The organism is Aquimarina rhodophyticola (assembly GCF_042434915.1).
Taxonomy (GTDB): domain Bacteria; phylum Bacteroidota; class Bacteroidia; order Flavobacteriales; family Flavobacteriaceae; genus Aquimarina.
In genome coordinates, this window is sequence record NZ_CP170198.1 from 79,980 (window position 1) to 98,735 (window position 18,756).

The window sequence follows — 18,756 nt, forward strand, 5'->3', positions numbered from 1 at the left end:
TATGGCAAAGTCAACTTCAAAAAAACGTAAGGTAATTGTAGAATCTGTTGGTGAGGCTCACGTAACTGCTTCTTTTAACAATATCATCGTTTCACTTACAAATAAAAAAGGAGACGTTATTTCTTGGTCTTCAGCTGGTAAAATGGGTTTCAGAGGTTCTAAAAAGAATACTCCGTATGCTGCTCAATTAGCTTCAGAGGATGCTGCGAAAGTAGCTATAGAAGCGGGTCTTAAGAAAGTAAAGGTGTATGTAAAAGGGCCTGGTAACGGTAGAGAATCAGCGATTCGTTCCATTCACAATTCTGGAATTGAGGTTACAGAAATTATCGATGTAACTCCAATGCCACATAACGGCTGTCGTCCTCCAAAAAGACGTAGAGTATAAGTACAAAGAATCCGGAAACTTTTAGTTTCCGGTTTTCTCTATATAATAATTAGAATGCTTCAATCTTTTGAGTATTCTTTTAAGTAAATCAAGAAAAGGGGAGTTTTGATTATCGAAGGACAGTGACCTTAATTCATAATCACCTCATTAACTAAATTAATTACAATGGCAAGATATACTGGTCCAAAAACTAAAATCGCTCGTAAGTTTGGTGAAGCGATCTTCGGAGATGATAAATCTTTCGAAAAAAGAAATTACCCTCCTGGGCAACATGGTAACAACAGACGTAGAGGTAAGAAAAGTGAATACGCTATCCAGTTAATGGAAAAGCAAAAGGCTAAATATACTTATGGTATTTTAGAACGTCAGTTTCGTAATATGTTTGAAAAAGCTACCCGTTCTCAAGGAATTACGGGTGAGGTTCTTCTTCAATTATGTGAATCACGTTTAGATAACGTAGTGTTTAGAATGGGCTTAGCTAACTCTCGTAGAGGTGCAAGACAATTAGTATCGCATAGACATATCACCGTTAATGGTGGATTAGTTAATATTCCTTCTTATCAATTGAAACCTGGTGATATTGTAAGTGTTCGTGAAAAGTCTAAATCTTTAGAGGTAATTCAAAATGCACTTGCAAATCAGAGCAAGGTATATGAGTGGATTACTTTTAATAACGATACTAAACAGGGTACTTTTGTATCTGTTCCTGGTAGAATTCAGATTCCTGAAAATATCAACGAGCAATTCATCGTCGAATTATATTCTAAGTAATAACTCATAGAAGAAACAATAACATGGCAATATTAAATTTTCAGAAGCCCGATAAAGTTATCATGATCGACTCGACTGAGTTTGATGGTAAGTTTGAATTCAGACCATTAGAACCAGGGTACGGTTTAACAGTTGGTAACGCTTTGAGAAGAGTTTTGCTATCTTCTTTAGAGGGATTCGCTATTACTTCTTTAAGATTAGAAGGCGTAGATCATGAATTCTCTACTTTGTCTGGAGTTGTAGAAGATGTAACCGAGATTATCTTAAATCTTAAGCAAGTACGTTTTAAGCGTCAAATAGAGGATATTGATAACGAATCTGTTACTATTTCTATATCTGGTCAAGAGCAGTTAACTGCAGGAGATTTTCAAAAGTTTATCTCAGGTTTCCAAGTTCTTAATCCAGACTTGGTAATTTGTAATATGGACAAGAAGGTATCTCTTAATATGGAGATTTCTATCGAGAAAGGTAGAGGTTATGTTCCGGCTGAAGAGAATAAGAAAGCAAATGCACCAATTGGTACAATCTTTACAGACTCTATCTATACTCCTATTAAAAACGTGAAGTATAGTATCGAAAACTATCGTGTAGAACAAAAAACGGATTATGAAAAATTAGTTTTTGAGATTGTTACCGATGGTTCTATTCATCCTAAAGATGCTTTAACCGAGGCGGCTAAGATCTTAATCCATCATTTCATGTTGTTCTCTGATGAGAGAATAACATTAGAAGCAGATGAGATTGCACAAACTGAAACGTACGATGAAGAGTCACTTCATATGAGACAGTTGCTTAAAACAAAGCTTATCGATATGGATTTATCTGTACGTGCGCTTAATTGTTTAAAAGCAGCAGAGGTGGATACCCTTGGCGATTTGGTTTCGTACAACAAGAACGATTTAATGAAGTTTAGAAATTTTGGTAAAAAGTCTTTAACTGAGTTAGAAGAGTTAGTAAACGTTAAAGGTCTAAACTTTGGTATGGATCTTTCCAAATATAAATTAGACAAAGATTAATCCATCATAATTTGCTCCTCAAAATGGGTTGTAGCAAGATGATGATTCAAAATAAATGTCATGAGACACGGAAAAAAAATAAATCATTTAGGTAGAAAGACGGCACATCGTAAAGCAATGCTTTCAAATATGGCTTGTTCCCTAATTGAACATAAAAGAATTAATACTACAGTAGCCAAAGCAAAAGCATTGAAGCAGTTTGTAGAACCTTTGATTACTAAATCAAAAGAAGATACTACGCACAATCGTCGACTTGTTTTTAGTAAATTACGTAGTAAGGAAACTGTTACAGAATTATTTAGAGATGTAGCAGCCAAAATTGGTGATCGTCCGGGAGGTTACACTAGAATTATCAAACTAGGAAATCGTTTGGGTGATAATGCAGATATGGCAATGATCGAGTTGGTAGATTACAATGAGCTATACAATGCTAGTAAGCCTGCTAAGAAAAAATCAACGCGTAGAGGTAGATCTAAGAAAACCGAAACAGCTCCTGCTGCTTCTACATCCGAAACTACAAATTCTGAAGAAGAATAGATGATTAAGTGGTTAACACATAATGAAAAAAGGATAGGCGTTCAACGTTTATCCTTTTTTTTTAATTTAATTTTTACGAAATAAGCTAACTATATTTGTAGTTGGTTAAATTTAACTTGATAGTAATGAAATATCAATCTCTTAAAAAAGCCATTCTCTTATTGGCTGATGGTACAATTTTTTATGGTAAAGCAGTGGGTAAAGAAGGAAGTGCTTTCGGTGAAGTTTGTTTTAATACTGGTATGACTGGGTATCAGGAGATTTTTACAGACCCTTCCTATTTTGGTCAGCTTATGGTCACAACCAATGCTCATATAGGTAATTATGGAACTTTTAAAGAAGAAATGGAATCCGATTCTGTAAAAATATCTGGATTGATTGTTAAGAATTTTAGCTATGATTATTCTAGAGAGAATGCAGATCAGTCTTTGCAGGAGTTTCTTGAAACCTACGGTATATTAGCCATATCTGATGTGGATACAAGAGCTTTGGTAAGTTATATAAGAGACAATGGTGCTATGAATGCTGTTATTAGTACAGATGTTGATAATATTGAAGCGTTAAAGAAAAAACTTTCTGAAGTTCCAAATATGGATGGATTGGAGTTAGCATCAAAAGTTTCAACCAAAGAGGCCTACTTTTATGGTGATCCAAATGCTACATATAAAGTCGCTGCAATGGATCTAGGAATTAAGAAAAATATTTTACGTAATTTGGAGAAGCGAGATGTCTATATCAAAGTTTTTCCACATTCTGCATCTTTTCAAGAGATGAGCGCTTGGGGTCCAGATGGGTACTTTTTATCGAATGGTCCTGGAGATCCTGATCCGTTGACAAACGCTATAGATGTCGCTAAGCAGATCATAGAAAGAAACTTACCCCTGTTCGGTATTTGCTTGGGGCATCAAATTATCGCTTTGGCAAGTGGAATTGCTACATATAAGATGCACCATGGTCATCGAGGAATCAATCATCCAGTTAAAAATCTTATAACAGGAAAAGGTGAGATTACCTCTCAAAATCACGGATTCTCTGTTAATCGAGAACAAACAGAGGCTAATCCTGAAGTCGAAATCACTCATGTGCATCTTAATGACCATACAGTTGCTGGATTGCGAATGAAAAATAAAAATTGCTTTTCTGTTCAATATCATCCTGAAGCTGGACCTGGTCCAAACGATGCTACATATTTATTTGATCAGTTTATTGAGAATATTAGTGAAAACGAATCTGTAAAATAGCCTGTATTTTAAAGATGGTAAAGTAAAAGAGTTAGCTTAAACGTTATAGTTAATAACTTGTGCGATTTGTTCCAATTTTAGCTATAAGTTATCAAGTGCCATAACGCTATAAAATAACACTCTTTTGTATATTGCCTATCAATTTGATCCATCAACCAATATTAAAACTTATGAGTATAATAATCAATATTCACGCAAGACAAATTCTGGATTCTAGAGGAAATCCAACAGTAGAAGTAGATGTTATAACAGAAAATGGTACGTTAGGTAGAGCGGCTGTACCATCTGGAGCCTCTACAGGTGAACATGAAGCCGTAGAGCTAAGGGATGGCGGGTCATCTTTTATGGGAAAAGGTGTTAGCAAAGCTATCCAAAATGTAAACTCAACAATAGCCGAATCACTTCTTGGTTATTCTGTTTTTGATCAAAACCTTATTGATGCAAAAATGATAGAGTTGGATGGTACACCAAATAAATCCAATCTTGGAGCAAATGCTATCCTTGGGGTATCATTAGCTGTGGCAAAAGCAGCTGCGAATGAATTGAACTTGCCATTATACCGTTATATCGGTGGAGTTAGTGCTAATACATTACCGGTACCCATGATGAATATTATTAATGGGGGCTCGCATAGTGATGCGCCTATCGCTTTTCAAGAATTTATGGTAATGCCTGTTAAAGCAGATAATTTTTCTCAGGCGATGCAAATGGGTACCGAGATATTTCACCATCTCAAAAAAGTGTTGCATGATCGCGGATTAAGTACAGCGGTTGGAGATGAAGGTGGATTTGCACCTACACTTGATGGGACCGAAGATGCCCTAGATTCTATCGCCTTGGCGGTAAAAAATGCAGGTTATATTTTTGGAGATGAAATAATGATAGCTTTGGATTGTGCTGCTGCAGAATTTTATGTAGATGGACAATATGACTATACTAAATTTGAAGGAAGTTCTGGTAAGATAAGAACCAGTCAAGAACAAGCTGACTACTTAGCTGAGTTGTCCGACAAATATCCTATAATTTCTATTGAAGATGGGATGGATGAAAATGATTGGGAAGGGTGGAAATATCTAACATCAAAAATCGGAGACAAAGTACAGTTGGTAGGTGATGATTTGTTTGTGACAAATGTAGAACGACTTAGTAAAGGAATAGAGAATAATACAGCAAATTCTATTCTAATTAAAGTTAATCAAATAGGAACGCTTACCGAGACGATTGCTGCGGTTAATATGGCCCACAATGCTGGATATACTTCTGTAATGTCACATCGGTCTGGAGAAACAGAAGATACTACGATTGCAGATTTAGCAGTAGCCCTCAATACAGGACAGATCAAGACAGGTTCTGCTTCAAGAAGTGATCGTATGGCCAAATATAATCAGCTTCTACGTATCGAAGAAGAATTGGGAGATGTAGCATATTATCCAAAACAAAATGCCTTTAAAATAAAATAGATAGTCAAAAATATCTCTAAACATAGGTCATTTGTAGAAATGGCCTATTTTTTTTGGAATAAATGCAATAAATTACTCTCAGAATCGCAAATTCATACTTGGAAAAATGACTTATTTAGTCTATATTTTGTAATTTAGCAAACCTTTATTATAACAGCAAAATTCTAAAAAAACACATGTCAAAAATAGCTAGATTAGAGATCGACGGCAATACATATGAGTTTCCAATTATCAAAGGAACGGAAAATGAATTGGGAATCGATATTAAAACGCTTCGTAGTGTAACTGGTGGAGTTACTACGTTAGATCCAGGATTTAAAAATACAAGTAGTTGTGAGAGTGCAATTACTTTTCTGGATGGAGAGAAAGGTGTCTTAAGATACCGTGGATATGCTATTGAAGAGTTAGCAGAGAAAGCTGATTTTCTTGAGGTAGCCTATCTGTTAATCTTTGGAGAACTTCCTAATAAAGAACAATTAGCTAAATTTGATAAGGATATTAAAGAAGAATCTCATGTAGATGAGGATATGAAGAAGATTTTGGATGGCTTTCCAAAAAGCGCACATCCTATGGGAGTCCTTTCTTCATTAACCAGTGCACTAGTTGCTTTCAACCCAAGTTCTGTAGACGTTGATTCTGATGAAGCAATGTATAATGCAATCGTTAAAATCATGGCTAAGTTTCCAGTTTTAGCTGCTTGGACTATGAGAAAGAGGAAGAGCTTGCCATTAGATTATGGTGACAACTCCTTAGGTTATGTTGAGAACTTACATAAAATGATGTTCTCTAGACCAAATAAAGCTTATGAGCCTAATAAGGTTGTAAATGACGCATTAGATAAACTTCTTATTTTGCATGCAGATCATGAGCAGAATTGTTCTACATCAACTGTGAGAATAGCGGGGTCATCGCATGCAGGATTATTTGCATCACTTTCTGCAGGTATCTCTGCACTATGGGGTCCATTACATGGAGGCGCTAATCAAGCGGTTATAGAAATGTTAGAAGCTATAAAAGCCGACGGTGGTGATACAGCAAAGTATGTCAATAAAGCAAAGGATAAAGATGATGCTTTTAGACTTATGGGCTTTGGTCATAGAGTGTATAAGAACTTTGATCCAAGAGCAAAAATTATCAAGAAATCTGCAGAGGAAGTTTTAGGAGATTTGGGAATAGACGATCCTGTATTAGATATCGCAAAAGGATTAGCCTCAGTAGCACTTGAAGATGATTATTTTGTAAAACGTAAATTATATCCTAATGTAGACTTTTATTCTGGAATTATTTACCGAGCATTAGATATACCAACCGAGATGTTTACTGTTATGTTTGCCTTAGGAAGGTTGCCTGGATGGATTGCACAATGGAGAGAAATGCGTTTGAGAAAAGAGCCAATAGGTCGTCCAAGACAAATTTATATTGGAGAAACCGAGCGTGTCTTTAAAACAATTGCCGAACGATAGGTTTTTAAAATCTACAACAAATTCATTTAGAATTTGTATTACAAGTATTGATAGTCTCTGATTTTGATAATACCTTAATAAATTTAAATATTTTTGAGGATTATACGTCAGAGACTATTTATTTTTGACATATTATAAATTAATAGTAAAGTAGTGTACATTATAAAAACATTTTCGTTTGAAATTAAATATTCAAAATGAGACCTCAAGATTACGCGCTGTAATCTTAGGTACTGCAATAAATAATGGGGGTATGCCAACGCTCGATGAAGCATATGACCCCAAATCGATAGAGCATATCCAAGCAGGTACATATCCAGCAGAAAAGGATATGGTGTATGAGATAGAGTGCGTTGCTAAAGTTTTAAAAAAGTATGATGTAGAGGTATTTCGACCAGAGATAATTCAAAATTATAATCAAATTTTTACGAGAGATATTGGTTTGGTAATCGAAGATCAATTTATAAAAGCAAATATTCTTCCTGATAGAGAAAAAGAAATTGATGCTATACAACATGTTATTAATACCATAGATCCAGAAAAAGTTCATAAGGCTTCCTTAGATACTATTCATTTTGAGGGAGGAGATATTATGGTTCATAATGATTACATTTTTGTAGGAACATATCTTGCAGATGATTATAGCGATTGTATTGTTGCAAGGACCAATATGGAGGGTGTAGAGTATATAGCTTCCCTCTTTCCCCAAAAAAAGGTGAAAGCATTTGATTTGAACAAATCTATGACAGATCCACGGGATAATGCTTTGCATCTAGATTGTTGCTTTCAACCAGTAGGAAAAAATAAAGCTATTATTCATAAGCAAGGATTTAGAAATATTGAAGAGTATGAGTTTTTAGTAGATCTTTTTGGATTCGATAATCTATTTCATATCGATAAAAACGAAATGTATCATATGAATTCAAATATCTTTTCTATAGCCGAAGATGTTGTTATATCCGAGCGTAAATTTAATCGATTAAACGATTGGTTACGTAGCAATAAAATCACTGTAGAAGAGGTTCCTTATTCAGAAATAGCAAAACAAGAAGGCCTGTTAAGATGTTCAACTCTTCCTTTAATACGTGATTAAAAACAGTTATGAGACAAGTTACAAATACTTTGTTAATGATACGGCCAGTTCAATTTAGAATGAATGAACAAACTGCTGTAAATAATTACTACCAAGAAGACCTAAATATCATTCCTGAGACTGCAAATACTAAAGCACAACGGGAGTTTGATATGTTTGTTAGTAAACTTAAAGCTGCGGGGGTACATGTAATAGTAATAAATGATGATGAGAAATTGGATACTCCAGATTCTATTTTTCCGAATAATTGGATTTCTTTTCATGAAGACGGAACCGTTGGATTGTATCCAATGTTTGCTCCAAATCGTCGTAGAGAACGTCGTCCCGAAGTATTGGATACTATAGAGTCTCTGGGCTTTAGGATAGATAATGTAATGGATTATACAAGTGCCGAAGAGCAAGATGTGTTTCTTGAAGGTACAGGCAGCCTAGTGTTAGATCGCGTGGGTCGTAAAGCATATTGTGCGTTATCGCCTCGTGCCGATGAAGAGCTTTTAATAGAGTTTTGTGAGGACTTTGAGTACACACCCGTAATATTTACTGCATACCAAACCGTAGATGGGAAGAGGTTGCCAATATACCATACCAATGTTATGATGGGTATTGCAGAAACTTTTGCATTAGTTTGCCTAGATGCTATTGACGATAAAAAAGAAAAGAAAAATGTTATCTCTTTTTTAAAAAGTGATCATAAGGAAATAATTAAGATTACCGAGGAGCAGGTAAGTAATTTTGCTGGAAATGTATTACAAGTATTAGGAGCAAATGAGAAACGTTTGTTAATCATGTCTACATCTGCATATTCAACCTTGACAGAAACTCAACTTCTAGCCATTAAAAAGCACTGTGATATTTTACATAGCGATTTAGAGACTATCGAAACTTTAGGCGGAGGTAGTGCAAGATGTATGATGGCTGAAGTATTTCTTCCGAAGGAGTAAACAAATAAAAATGCTTTCTAAAAAAACTAAATACGGACTCAAAGCACTTACTTATATTGCACGTAAGCAATGCAATAAGCCTGTGTTAATTTCAGAAATAGCTGAAAATGAAAATATTTCACAAAAATTTTTAGAAAGCATTTTACTCACATTACGAAAGAATGGGCTTTTAGGTTCAAAAAAAGGTAAGGGAGGAGGGTATTACCTAATCAAATCACCAGAAGATATTACCATGGCAAGCGTTATTAGGATTTTAGAGGGTCCCATAGCAATGGTTCCTTGTGTAAGTCTTAATTTTTACGAACGATGTGCAGATTGTCCTGATGAAGAAGCTTGTGCTGTACATGCGTTAATGATAGAAGTACGAGACAAAACTTTAAGTGTTTTGGAAGATAAAACGATTGCAGATTATGTCAAGGGGTAATACCTAATCTTGTATTCGTTTGTATTGATAAGGACCTTTTATTTTTCCCCATACTTGTTTTCCTTTAGTGTCAAACCCTCTTGTCCATTCTGTAAATCGGTTGGTGCTGATTATTATTTGACTGGTAATATATGCTATACCAGATGCCTGACTTTTACATGAGCTTGGATTTGTTTTACCTACATAAATATTAGAAGTTTGCTTTGTGTAATTAATATCACAACCGTGTCTAAGTAATAGGTGTTCCTCATCATAATTATTATCTATGTGAGTTACAATTTGCTCTGAATTTAGTTTTTCTGAGGCTACGGGCAATTTATAAAGTTTACTTATAATGTTAGCGCTGTCTAATCTTTTGAGCTGGATAATACGACGTTGAATGATTTTTGAAGTATCATTATTTTCAACCCATTCTGCAAACATCCAGTGACCTGATTTATTTTCCCAAATTGGATGAACTTCCAAATTAATTGATCTGTAAGAAGAGTCGTTTAGTGCTTGTTCTTGAGTACTAAAACTTCCAATAAATAGTGAAGAAAATTTTTGAAGCTCTATATCGCTAGATTTTGGCGAAATGCAACTAGTGCATACAGCCAAAAATAATACAGATAAATTAATTTTTTTACTCATAAATGGTGATAAAACAGAGTATTACGCAGAAACCGTAATTTACCGATAAAAATTATCACTTCACCGATTTTATTTTATGAATTATTAACAATTTTTTTTATCATGCCTCCAAAGATAAAATAATGAAAGGGAACCATAGTATACCAATATATTCGCCCCCAGATACCTTTGGGCCTAAAAGTGGCAGTTTGATAGAGTATGTTGTTTTCTTTTATTTCAAACTCCAACCACGCCTCACCAGGAACTCGCATCTCGGCAAATAACAATAATCTTTTATTCTTTTTGTCTGCAACCAAAACTCGCCAAAAGTCCAAAGCGTCTCCAGAATGGATAATTTGTTGATGCGTTCTGCCGCGTCGTAGACCAACACCCCCAACTAGTTTGTCGACATATCCTCTCAATTTCCACATCCAATTGCCATAATACCATCCCGTATTGCCTCCGATACTCCAGATGCGTTGCAAAACTTTGTCAGGATTTTTGACTTTTAACTGTTTCTTGTCTTTTAAACACCCATGCGTTGGGACTGTAATATATTTTTGAAGATCTTCTTTGAATCTTCCGCTTATCATCGAATCCTTCCAACTGGATACAACTTGATTTTGTTCAATTTTTGTAAATGCTAGTTCTAATGCTCTTTTATAAGATATGGGCTGGATGTTAAGAATAGTTTGTAGTCTTTTATCTTTTGCGATGACTGGTATTCGCATACTATCAACCAGATTTAAGGCTAGTTTATAGGAAGTAGAGGTGACAAAATATAACCAATATGAAGATAGTTTTGGCGTCATTACAGGTACTGTAATAATTGTGAGATTAATTGCTCTGGACTTTGCGTAAATCTGGAGCATTTCTTTATAGGTTAAAATATCAGGGCCACTGATATCAAAAGATTGATTATAACATTTTTCATTGAGCAAGACTCCGGTCATAAATGTAAGGACATCTCTTATTGCAATTGGCTGAGTTTTTGTATTAACCCATTTTGGTGTAATCATAAGGGGTAGCTTCTCACATAAATCTCTAATAATCTCAAATGAGGAACTTCCAGAACCCACAATAATTCCAGATCGTAAAACGGTTAGATTATAAGAGGCTTCATATAAAATTGTTTCGACATTTTTTCTTGACCAGAGATGTTTTGATAGGTTTTTTTCATTTACAATTCCACTCAAATAAATTACCTGTTTTACATAGGTTTGCTTTAAATAAATATTAAAATTACGAGCTGATATTTCCTCTTGTTTATCAAAGTCTGATGTAGAAGAACTCATTGAATGAATTAAATAATAGGTAACATCGATAGTTTTGGGTAAACGATTGGGTATAGGATCTTCTAAAAAGTCAATTTCGACGACTTCGATGTGAGTATTGTATTCTTTGGGGAATGTAAAACGACTTTTATCCCTTACACAGCAAATTATATAATGACCTTTTTCGATTAGAGTTGATAATAATCTTCTGCCAATATATCCATTAGCACCTGTTAAAAGTATACGCATAGTGTTTTGATATTATAAATCTTGGATAGATGTGGGACGCTGATCAGATTTTAAGCTAATAATTTTTTTAATATAAGCGTGCACCTTTTTATCATGAATTCCTGCTCTAATTTTCACAAAGTAATTATCTCTATAGATAGAATATTCATCTGATTTTCCTTTGTAAATTAATAATTTGTAAAAGGGAATTACTAAAGCATAGGTCGCAAGACGTACATTAAAATTTAAAATAATACCCGCAGGTCTAAGTTCGATATTACAGGTGTTTAAACTGTTATTGATTTGAAGTAGATTATGAATTTGGATACTTGCTTCGGTAATATGAAGTTTTGGAGAACCAATTCCTTTAAGTTTAAGACGTTCCTTTAAGGTAAAAGGGTTCCCAACTTCTTTATTGATTATTCTTTTTACTTCAGCATCATTATAAGAGGTTGTAATCAACATTTTTATTACAAGATAGGGAATTGACACTAATTCTTATAGCGATAGCATATTATTTCTTTTATCTTTGCTGATTAATTTTTAGATTATAATTGTCATATTAAAAGAGTAGATTAATTAGCAAAGCGAATCATAAATGACCCTTTCCCAAACATTAATAACGCACGTTAAACAAGCTGTAAAAACAATTTACAACGAAACGTTGGATACAGTAGAATTGCAGCCAACCAGAAAAGAATTTAAAGGAGATATTACAGTTGTCGTGTTTCCAGTTTTAAAGGTTGTAAAAGGTAACCCTGTGCAAATAGGAGAGCAGATAGGTAACTATTTAGTCGATAAACTGGCAGATGTAAATGGTTTTAATGTAATCAAAGGTTTTTTAAATATTGAGATATCGGATACATATTACCTAAATTTTTTCAACACTTATAAGGACAAGGAACGTTTTGGTTGGGTAGAGTTGCAAGAAAGTAAGCCAGCAGTTATGGTAGAGTATTCTTCTCCAAACACTAACAAACCGCTTCATCTTGGTCATGTAAGAAATAATTTGTTGGGCTATGCCGTATCCGAGTTGTTGAAAGCTAGTGGAACTAGAGTATATAAAACTCAAATTATCAATGATCGAGGGATTCATATATGCAAATCGATGCTTGCTTGGAAGAATTATGGGAATGATGAAACACCAGAATCAACGGGGATTAAAGGGGATAAACTCGTAGGTAATTATTACGTTAAGTTCGATCAAATTTATAAGAGTGAAGTTAAAGATTTAATTAATAAAGGATTTAGTGAAGAAGAAGCCAAACAACAGGCTCCCAGCTTGCAAGAAGCACAGCAAATGTTACTAAAATGGGAAGCTGGTGACCCAGATGTTGTGGCACTTTGGGAAATGATGAATGGATGGGTGTACGAAGGGTTTGCTGAAACGTATAAAGCATTAGGTGTTGATTTTGATAGCTATTATTATGAGAGCAATACGTATTTGCTAGGAAAAGATAATATTGATGAAGGATTAGCTAAAGGTGTATTCTTCAAAAAAGAGGATGGATCCGTTTGGTGTGATCTAACTGATGAAGGATTGGATGAAAAATTAGTATTGCGTAGTGATGGTACCGCAGTATATATGACGCAAGATATTGGTACCGCAATTCAGCGAGTTAAAGATAATCCAGATGTAGGCGGTATAATTTATACAGTGGGTAATGAACAGGATTACCATTTTAAAGTTTTGTTCTTAATTCTGAAAAAGTTAGGATACACTTGGGCAGCTAATTTGCATCATTTAAGTTATGGAATGGTGGATCTACCAAGTGGTAAAATGAAAAGTAGAGAGGGTACTGTTGTAGATGCAGATGAGCTTATTTTTGAAATGACTCAAACTGCACAAACGATCTCTGAAGATTTAGGAAAACTGGACGGATACTCTAACGAAGAGAAACAAAAGGTATATTCTAGTATAGGGTTGGCAGCTTTAAAATACTATATACTGAAAGTTGATCCAAAAAAACGTATTTTATTCAATCCCGAAGAATCAGTAGATTTTCAAGGAAATACAGGACCTTTTATTCAATATACTTATGCAAGAATTCAAGCTATCCTTAGAAGAGCCGATTTTAAATGGTCTGCTCCTGTTACTATAACTAGCCTTCAAGATAAAGAGCGTGAGTTGATCAAGCAATTAGAGCTTTATCCCGAGATTATACAGACTGCGGCCAAAGAATTAAGTCCTGCGATACTAGCGAATTATACATACGATTTGGTTAAATATTACAACTCATTTTTTCAAAATGTCTCTATTTTTGGTGCTGATAGTGAGGAGGAAACTCATTTTCGAGTACAGCTATCACAAATGGTAGGAAATGTTATAAAATCAGCTTTTTTAATACTCGGTATATCCGTGCCTGATAGAATGTAGTTAAAAACATACAAATACCTCTTGAAGTAATCCTACAAACCTCTTAAAATATTAGATTTTAAGAGGTTTGTAGGATTATTAGTAAAATTTAAGAATGTTCTCTTTTTAATTATTATTTCTGTAAGTAAATACTAACGCATCGTTAACACGCTTTTGGATTGGTTATCAATACTTTTGAGGATATAACTAAAACAATAGAAGATGAAAATTAAAAATTTTATTAGCATGGTAGTGATGACTGTTTTGGTATCAGTAGCATCCGCACAGTTTGATCAGGATAAGGCCAAAGAGTTACAAACAGAAGCAGCACAGATTAAAACAGAACTTTTGCAAAAAGATGCATCCATGGCTTCATTCTTTGATAAATCTGCGGGATATGTAATTTTTCCAACAGTTGGAAAAGGAGGTCTGGTAGTTGGAGGGGCTTACGGAAAAGGAGTAGCGTATGAGAACGGAATGTACATAGGGACAGCAGAACTTAAACAGTTAGATCTAGGTTTGCAAGCTGGTGCAAAGGCGTATACCGAGATTATTTTTTTTGAAACAGAAAAGGCATTTAATAAGTTTAAAAACAATGAGTTTGAGTTGTCCGCAGAAGTTTCTGCAGTGGCTATAACCAAAGGTGTTGCAAAGAAAGCTCGTTTTGAGAACGGAGTAGCTGTCTTTATTCATCACAAAGGAGGTTTGATGGCCGAAGCTACAATCGGTGGTCAAAAATTGAACTTTCACCCAGAAAATATGTAAGAAAGATTTGATTGGTAGGTTAGATGGAAAGAGCCGCTTAGATCGAAAGATTTAAGTGGTTCTTTGTTTGTAATCCTATTACTTAAAAGACGGATTTCTTTATGATAATTAGAATTGACTAGTTCTCAAATAATTCCTTTGCATGTTATTGATTTTTATACATCAAAATCGTTAAATTTGCAGCTTTGCTGCCATCAAAGTGGTAAGGTTAAATTCTATAAGTAAGATATATGTTTGATAATTTAAGTGATAAGTTAGATAAAGCGTTACACATTCTCAAAGGGCACGGGCAGATTACTGAGGTAAATGTAGCCGAAACTCTTAAAGAGGTGCGTAGAGCATTGGTTGATGCAGATGTAAATTATAAAATAGCTAAGGATTTTACGGCAAGGGTTAGGGAGAAAGCACTAGGACAAGATGTTCTCAAAAGCCTTAAACCAGGTCAGTTAATGGTTAAGTTGGTTAAGGATGAGCTAACACAACTGATGGGAGGTGATGCTGTAGGAATAAATACATCAGGAAATCCTTCAGTTATTCTTATGACTGGATTGCAAGGATCTGGTAAAACAACTTTCTCTGGTAAATTAGCCAACTATCTTAAAGATAAAAAGAAGAAAAATCCTTTATTAGTTGCCTGTGATGTATATCGACCTGCGGCAGTAGATCAATTGCATGTAGTAGGTAATCAAATTAATGTTGAGGTATATAGTGATAAAGGCAATACTGATCCAGTTGCTATTGCAAACGCCGGTATTGCTCATGCCAAAACCAATGGGTTTGATACGGTTATTATAGATACTGCTGGGCGATTAGCAATCGATGAAATGATGATGACAGAGATCGCAAACGTTCACAAAGCAATTAATCCTAATGAGACCTTGTTTGTTGTTGATGCAATGACAGGGCAGGATGCTGTTAATACCGCAAAAGCATTTAATGAAATTCTTAATTTTGATGGAGTAATTCTTACTAAGCTTGATGGTGATACAAGAGGTGGAGCTGCAATTTCAATTAAGTCCGTAGTAAATAAGCCTATAAAGTTTGTGGGAATGGGAGAAAAGATGGATGCACTAGATGTATTCTACCCTTCTCGTATGGCAGATAGGATCTTAGGGATGGGTGATGTGGTTTCTTTAGTAGAACGTGCCCAAGAACAGTTTGATGAAGAGGAGGCTAGAAAGCTTCAAAAGAAGATCGCTAAAAATCAATTTGGTTTTGATGATTTCTTAAAGCAAATTCAGCAAGTTAAGAAGATGGGTAATATGAAGGATCTAATGGGAATGATCCCTGGAGCTGGAAAAATGCTTAAAAATATCGATGTTGATGATTATGCTTTCAAACATATTGAAGCGATAATTCACTCTATGACTCCAGCAGAGAGAACCAAACCTCAAATTATTAATGCTAGTCGTAAAAAGCGTATAGGCAAAGGCTCGGGAACATCGGTACAACAGGTTAATCAATTATTAAAGCAGTTTGATCAGATGAGTAAAATGATGAAGATGATGCAAGGTGGTGGCGGTAAGCGAATGATGCAGATGATGAATAAAATGCAATAATCTTATTATTTATATCACACAACACAACAAAAATGAAGATACTTGACGGTAAAAAAGTTAGTAACGATATTAAAAATGAAATAGCTGCAGAGGTACAAAAAATGAAGGATAGAGGAGAAAAAGTTCCTCATCTTGCAGCAATAATTGTAGGTAACGACGGTGCGAGTCTTACGTATGTAGGCAGTAAAGTACGAGCATGTGAACGGATTGGTTTTGAGTCTACACTTGTCAAAATGCCTAGTACGACCAGTGAAATTGAATTGCTAACCAAAATTGAAGAGCTTAATAAGAATGAAGCTATTGATGGCTTTATTGTACAGTTACCTTTACCTCCTCAGATCGATACACAGAAGGTTTTACTCGCTGTAGATCCCGATAAGGATGTTGATGGTTTTCATCCTATGAATTTTGGAAAAATGGCTTTGGATATGTCTACATTCATACCCGCAACACCCTTTGGTATTTTGGAGTTATTAGAGCGTTATGAAGTAGATACAAAGGGAAAGCATACGGTAGTAATTGGTCGTAGTCATATAGTTGGTAGACCTATGAGTATTCTTATGGGAAGAAAAGGCTGGCCTGGTAACTCAACAGTAACATTAACTCATAGTCACACAAAAAATATTACTCAAATCATTTCACAAGCAGATATTGTTATTTCTGCTTTAGGAGTACCGGGTTTTTTAAAAGCAGAGATGGTTAAGGATGATGCTGTTATTATAGATGTGGGTATAACACGTGTAGTTGATGAATCAACTGAAAAAGGATATAAGATTGTTGGAGATGTAGATTTTGAGAATGTAAGTCAGAAAGCATCTTTTATAACTCCAGTGCCAGGAGGTGTTGGACCAATGACGATAGCGATGCTACTTAAAAACACGCTATTGGCGAGAGAGAGACATCGTAATAACTAATGTGAATTAAATTTTTATAGGTGTAATATCTTTGAATAAAGATTTATTTAGAAACAAAAGTGGGTAATTAAATTTATTCGCTTTTTTGTTTCTTATGGTTGTGGTAGCGGGTTAATTTATTTAGGTATAACTTTAGGATCTCAAAAAATACTGTTTTATTATCTTTATACTCTATAAGCTAATTATTAAAATAGGAAAATCCTCGTAATCGCTTACGAGGATTTTATTATATTTTCTACATTTAAATTGGAAACGGTGATTAAAAACTCTTGATTTTTTTAATCATTCCAAGTGTTTTTATTGATCGTTGAAAGAATCAGCGTCAATATTATCTTGGTCTTCGTTACCGTATCCAAGTCCTCCGTTAGGTAATAAGTCTAATGAAAGAGTGTAAGAAGGTATGTTGATTCCTTTAGCAGTTTTAATAGGAGTGAAATCTAAGATATCCTGACCTTTTTCATATAAAGCATTTTGAGTAAATGTTCCATATTTTTTTCCGTTCTTAGAAGTTTCTCTCCAATCTTTACCATATGCAATTTTTGCATAGTATTCTCCAGCTGGAATGTTTTTGATATAATGAGTAGTGTTACTTTTTATATAAGTCTCACGGATACAAACATCATCGGATGCTGATTTACCCATTTTGTAAAGCTTAACAACAACTTCGGTATTTTTACCAACGTTAATTTTTAAGTAATTATCTAATTTATAATCATACTTCGCTTTTACAGAAGATGATTTAGGTGCAGCACCTGATTTATAGGTCTTTTTCTCCCAAGAAGAATATTTGTCTTCTTTAGTTACTGACATTGGTGCAGCAGATGTTCTTCTAGATGAAGATCCGTAAGAAGGTGTAGTTGATTCAATAGGAGAAGATGCTAAATCAGTATTTGCAGCTCTTCTATTAGCTTCTTCAACAGCTCTTCTTGTTTCTTCAGAATCTGCGGCAGCTCTTCTTGCAGCTACAGCTTGATTTCTTTTAGCAGCTTCTGCATCTGCAATTGCTTTGGCTTCTTGAGCTTCAGCTTCTCTTTTTAATCTTTCAGCTTCTGCTATAGCTTTTCTAGCAGCAATTTCTGCAGCCTTTTTTGCAGCCTCAGCACTAGCAATTGCTTTTGCTGCTGCAGCTCTAGCAGCATCTTTTTTAGCCTCAGCTTCTCTAGCAGCTCTTTCTGCATCAGCAATTCTACTGTCTTCTGTTAAAAGAGAGGTTAAAACAAATCCATTAATGTTTTTGTGTTGTACGGTACTCCAGTCTCCATACTCACTACTAATTACATATACCTGAGTTCCTTTAGGGACTTCGGCGATAATGTTGTAGTTAGCTCCAGGTCCACTTCGTACTTCAAGCTTACGTTCAGACATCAAATAGCGTTCTGATATTTGAGCAAAAGAGTTTGAAAATGTGATCACCAAGAGCAAGATAAATGTAAAAATTGGTTTCATAATCTTTAGGGTTTACATGTTAAAATTCAAATTTTAGATTTGGTATCTATTAATAATCATGAAATTCTGTAAGGAAATTTCTTTCATATTACTATCGGTAAACTTAAAAATTCATTTCAATAAAAACGAAAATTAAACTTTTAAATTTCATTAAATTTAAATTACTTTTCAACAATCTGTTAATAACTACAGTGTTTAAAAACAACTTAATTAGCTTCAAGTAACTGTTAATCAGTATTTTAAACTTTATTTGTTTTAGTTTAACTTTAATGTT

18 protein-coding genes are annotated in these 18,756 nt (G+C 34.6%); 14 read left to right on the top strand and 4 right to left on the bottom strand.

Annotated features, from left to right (window positions below; genetic code table 11):
* The first annotated feature begins 1 nt into the window (after position 1).
* The 10 genes from rpsK to ACE939_RS00450 all read left to right on the top strand — a co-directional run bounded on the left by rpsK (position 2) and on the right by ACE939_RS00450 (position 9,331).
* On the top strand, positions 2 to 385 hold the full coding sequence (rpsK, locus tag ACE939_RS00405; RefSeq protein WP_148782620.1) for a 30S ribosomal protein S11: 384 nt from the start codon (positions 2 to 4) through the stop codon (positions 383 to 385).
* A 165-nt stretch (positions 386 to 550) separates the two neighbouring features.
* A complete protein-coding gene (rpsD, locus tag ACE939_RS00410; RefSeq protein WP_378186794.1) occupies positions 551 to 1,156 on the top strand; it encodes a 30S ribosomal protein S4 in 606 nt (201 codons plus the stop codon).
* Positions 1,157 to 1,179: 23 nt separating this feature from the next.
* Positions 1,180 to 2,172, top strand: a complete 993-nt coding sequence (locus tag ACE939_RS00415) for a DNA-directed RNA polymerase subunit alpha (RefSeq protein WP_378186795.1) — start codon at positions 1,180 to 1,182, stop codon at positions 2,170 to 2,172.
* Positions 2,173 to 2,232: 60 nt separating this feature from the next.
* A complete protein-coding gene (gene rplQ, locus ACE939_RS00420; RefSeq protein ID WP_378186796.1) occupies positions 2,233 to 2,709 on the top strand; it encodes a 50S ribosomal protein L17 in 477 nt (158 codons plus the stop codon).
* Between the two features lie 125 nt (positions 2,710 to 2,834).
* Positions 2,835 to 3,950 carry a glutamine-hydrolyzing carbamoyl-phosphate synthase small subunit gene (gene carA / locus ACE939_RS00425; RefSeq protein ID WP_378186797.1) on the top strand — a complete coding sequence of 372 codons (1,116 nt, stop codon included), beginning with the start codon at positions 2,835 to 2,837 and terminating at the stop codon, positions 3,948 to 3,950.
* A 170-nt stretch (positions 3,951 to 4,120) separates the two neighbouring features.
* A complete protein-coding gene (gene eno, locus ACE939_RS00430) occupies positions 4,121 to 5,410 on the top strand; it encodes a phosphopyruvate hydratase (protein WP_378186798.1) in 1,290 nt (429 codons plus the stop codon).
* 176 nt (positions 5,411 to 5,586) lie between these two features.
* On the top strand, positions 5,587 to 6,873 hold the full coding sequence (locus ACE939_RS00435; protein ID WP_378186799.1) for a citrate synthase: 1,287 nt from the start codon (positions 5,587 to 5,589) through the stop codon (positions 6,871 to 6,873).
* A gap of 178 nt (positions 6,874 to 7,051) precedes the next feature.
* On the top strand, positions 7,052 to 7,966 hold the full coding sequence (locus ACE939_RS00440; protein ID WP_378186800.1) for a dimethylarginine dimethylaminohydrolase family protein: 915 nt from the start codon (positions 7,052 to 7,054) through the stop codon (positions 7,964 to 7,966).
* An 8-nt stretch (positions 7,967 to 7,974) separates the two neighbouring features.
* Entirely contained in the window at positions 7,975 to 8,907 is a 933-nt protein-coding gene (ctlX, locus tag ACE939_RS00445) for a citrulline utilization hydrolase CtlX (protein WP_378186801.1), read from the top strand.
* Between the two features lie 10 nt (positions 8,908 to 8,917).
* Positions 8,918 to 9,331: an RrF2 family transcriptional regulator gene (locus ACE939_RS00450; RefSeq protein WP_378186802.1), complete on the top strand. Its 414-nt coding sequence runs from the start codon at positions 8,918 to 8,920 to the stop codon at positions 9,329 to 9,331.
* A gap of 3 nt (positions 9,332 to 9,334) precedes the next feature.
* Here ACE939_RS00450 and ACE939_RS00455 read toward each other — a convergent pair whose 3' ends face one another.
* The 3 genes from ACE939_RS00455 to ACE939_RS00465 all read right to left on the bottom strand — a co-directional run bounded on the left by ACE939_RS00455 (position 9,335) and on the right by ACE939_RS00465 (position 11,907).
* Complete coding sequence (locus tag ACE939_RS00455; protein ID WP_378186803.1) at positions 9,335 to 9,961, bottom strand: chromophore lyase CpcT/CpeT; 627 nt, start codon at positions 9,959 to 9,961, stop codon at positions 9,335 to 9,337.
* 74 nt (positions 9,962 to 10,035) lie between these two features.
* Positions 10,036 to 11,463, bottom strand: a complete 1,428-nt coding sequence (locus ACE939_RS00460; RefSeq protein WP_378186804.1) for an SDR family oxidoreductase — start codon at positions 11,461 to 11,463, stop codon at positions 10,036 to 10,038.
* Between the two features lie 12 nt (positions 11,464 to 11,475).
* Positions 11,476 to 11,907 carry a hypothetical protein gene (locus ACE939_RS00465; RefSeq protein WP_378186805.1) on the bottom strand — a complete coding sequence of 144 codons (432 nt, stop codon included), beginning with the start codon at positions 11,905 to 11,907 and terminating at the stop codon, positions 11,476 to 11,478.
* A 133-nt stretch (positions 11,908 to 12,040) separates the two neighbouring features.
* On the opposite strand from ACE939_RS00465, the gene argS reads away from it, so the two are divergent.
* From argS to ACE939_RS00485, 4 genes are all read left to right on the top strand, one after another.
* Positions 12,041 to 13,819, top strand: coding sequence for an arginine--tRNA ligase (gene argS, locus ACE939_RS00470; RefSeq protein ID WP_378186806.1), 1,779 nt, complete (start codon positions 12,041 to 12,043; stop codon positions 13,817 to 13,819).
* Between the two features lie 201 nt (positions 13,820 to 14,020).
* Positions 14,021 to 14,563, top strand: a complete 543-nt coding sequence (locus ACE939_RS00475; RefSeq protein ID WP_378186807.1) for a YSC84-related protein — start codon at positions 14,021 to 14,023, stop codon at positions 14,561 to 14,563.
* Positions 14,564 to 14,793: 230 nt separating this feature from the next.
* Complete coding sequence (gene ffh, locus ACE939_RS00480) at positions 14,794 to 16,122, top strand: signal recognition particle protein (RefSeq protein ID WP_378186808.1); 1,329 nt, start codon at positions 14,794 to 14,796, stop codon at positions 16,120 to 16,122.
* A gap of 32 nt (positions 16,123 to 16,154) precedes the next feature.
* Positions 16,155 to 17,036, top strand: a complete 882-nt coding sequence (locus ACE939_RS00485; protein WP_378186809.1) for a bifunctional 5,10-methylenetetrahydrofolate dehydrogenase/5,10-methenyltetrahydrofolate cyclohydrolase — start codon at positions 16,155 to 16,157, stop codon at positions 17,034 to 17,036.
* A 297-nt stretch (positions 17,037 to 17,333) separates the two neighbouring features.
* Here the strand turns inward: ACE939_RS00485 and ACE939_RS00490 are convergent, their stop codons facing one another.
* The gene (locus tag ACE939_RS00490; RefSeq protein ID WP_378186810.1) at positions 17,334 to 18,482 is read right to left on the bottom strand and encodes an SH3 domain-containing protein; all 1,149 of its coding nucleotides are present in this window, start codon (positions 18,480 to 18,482) and stop codon (positions 17,334 to 17,336) included.
* Between the last annotated feature and the right edge of the window lie 274 nt (positions 18,483 to 18,756).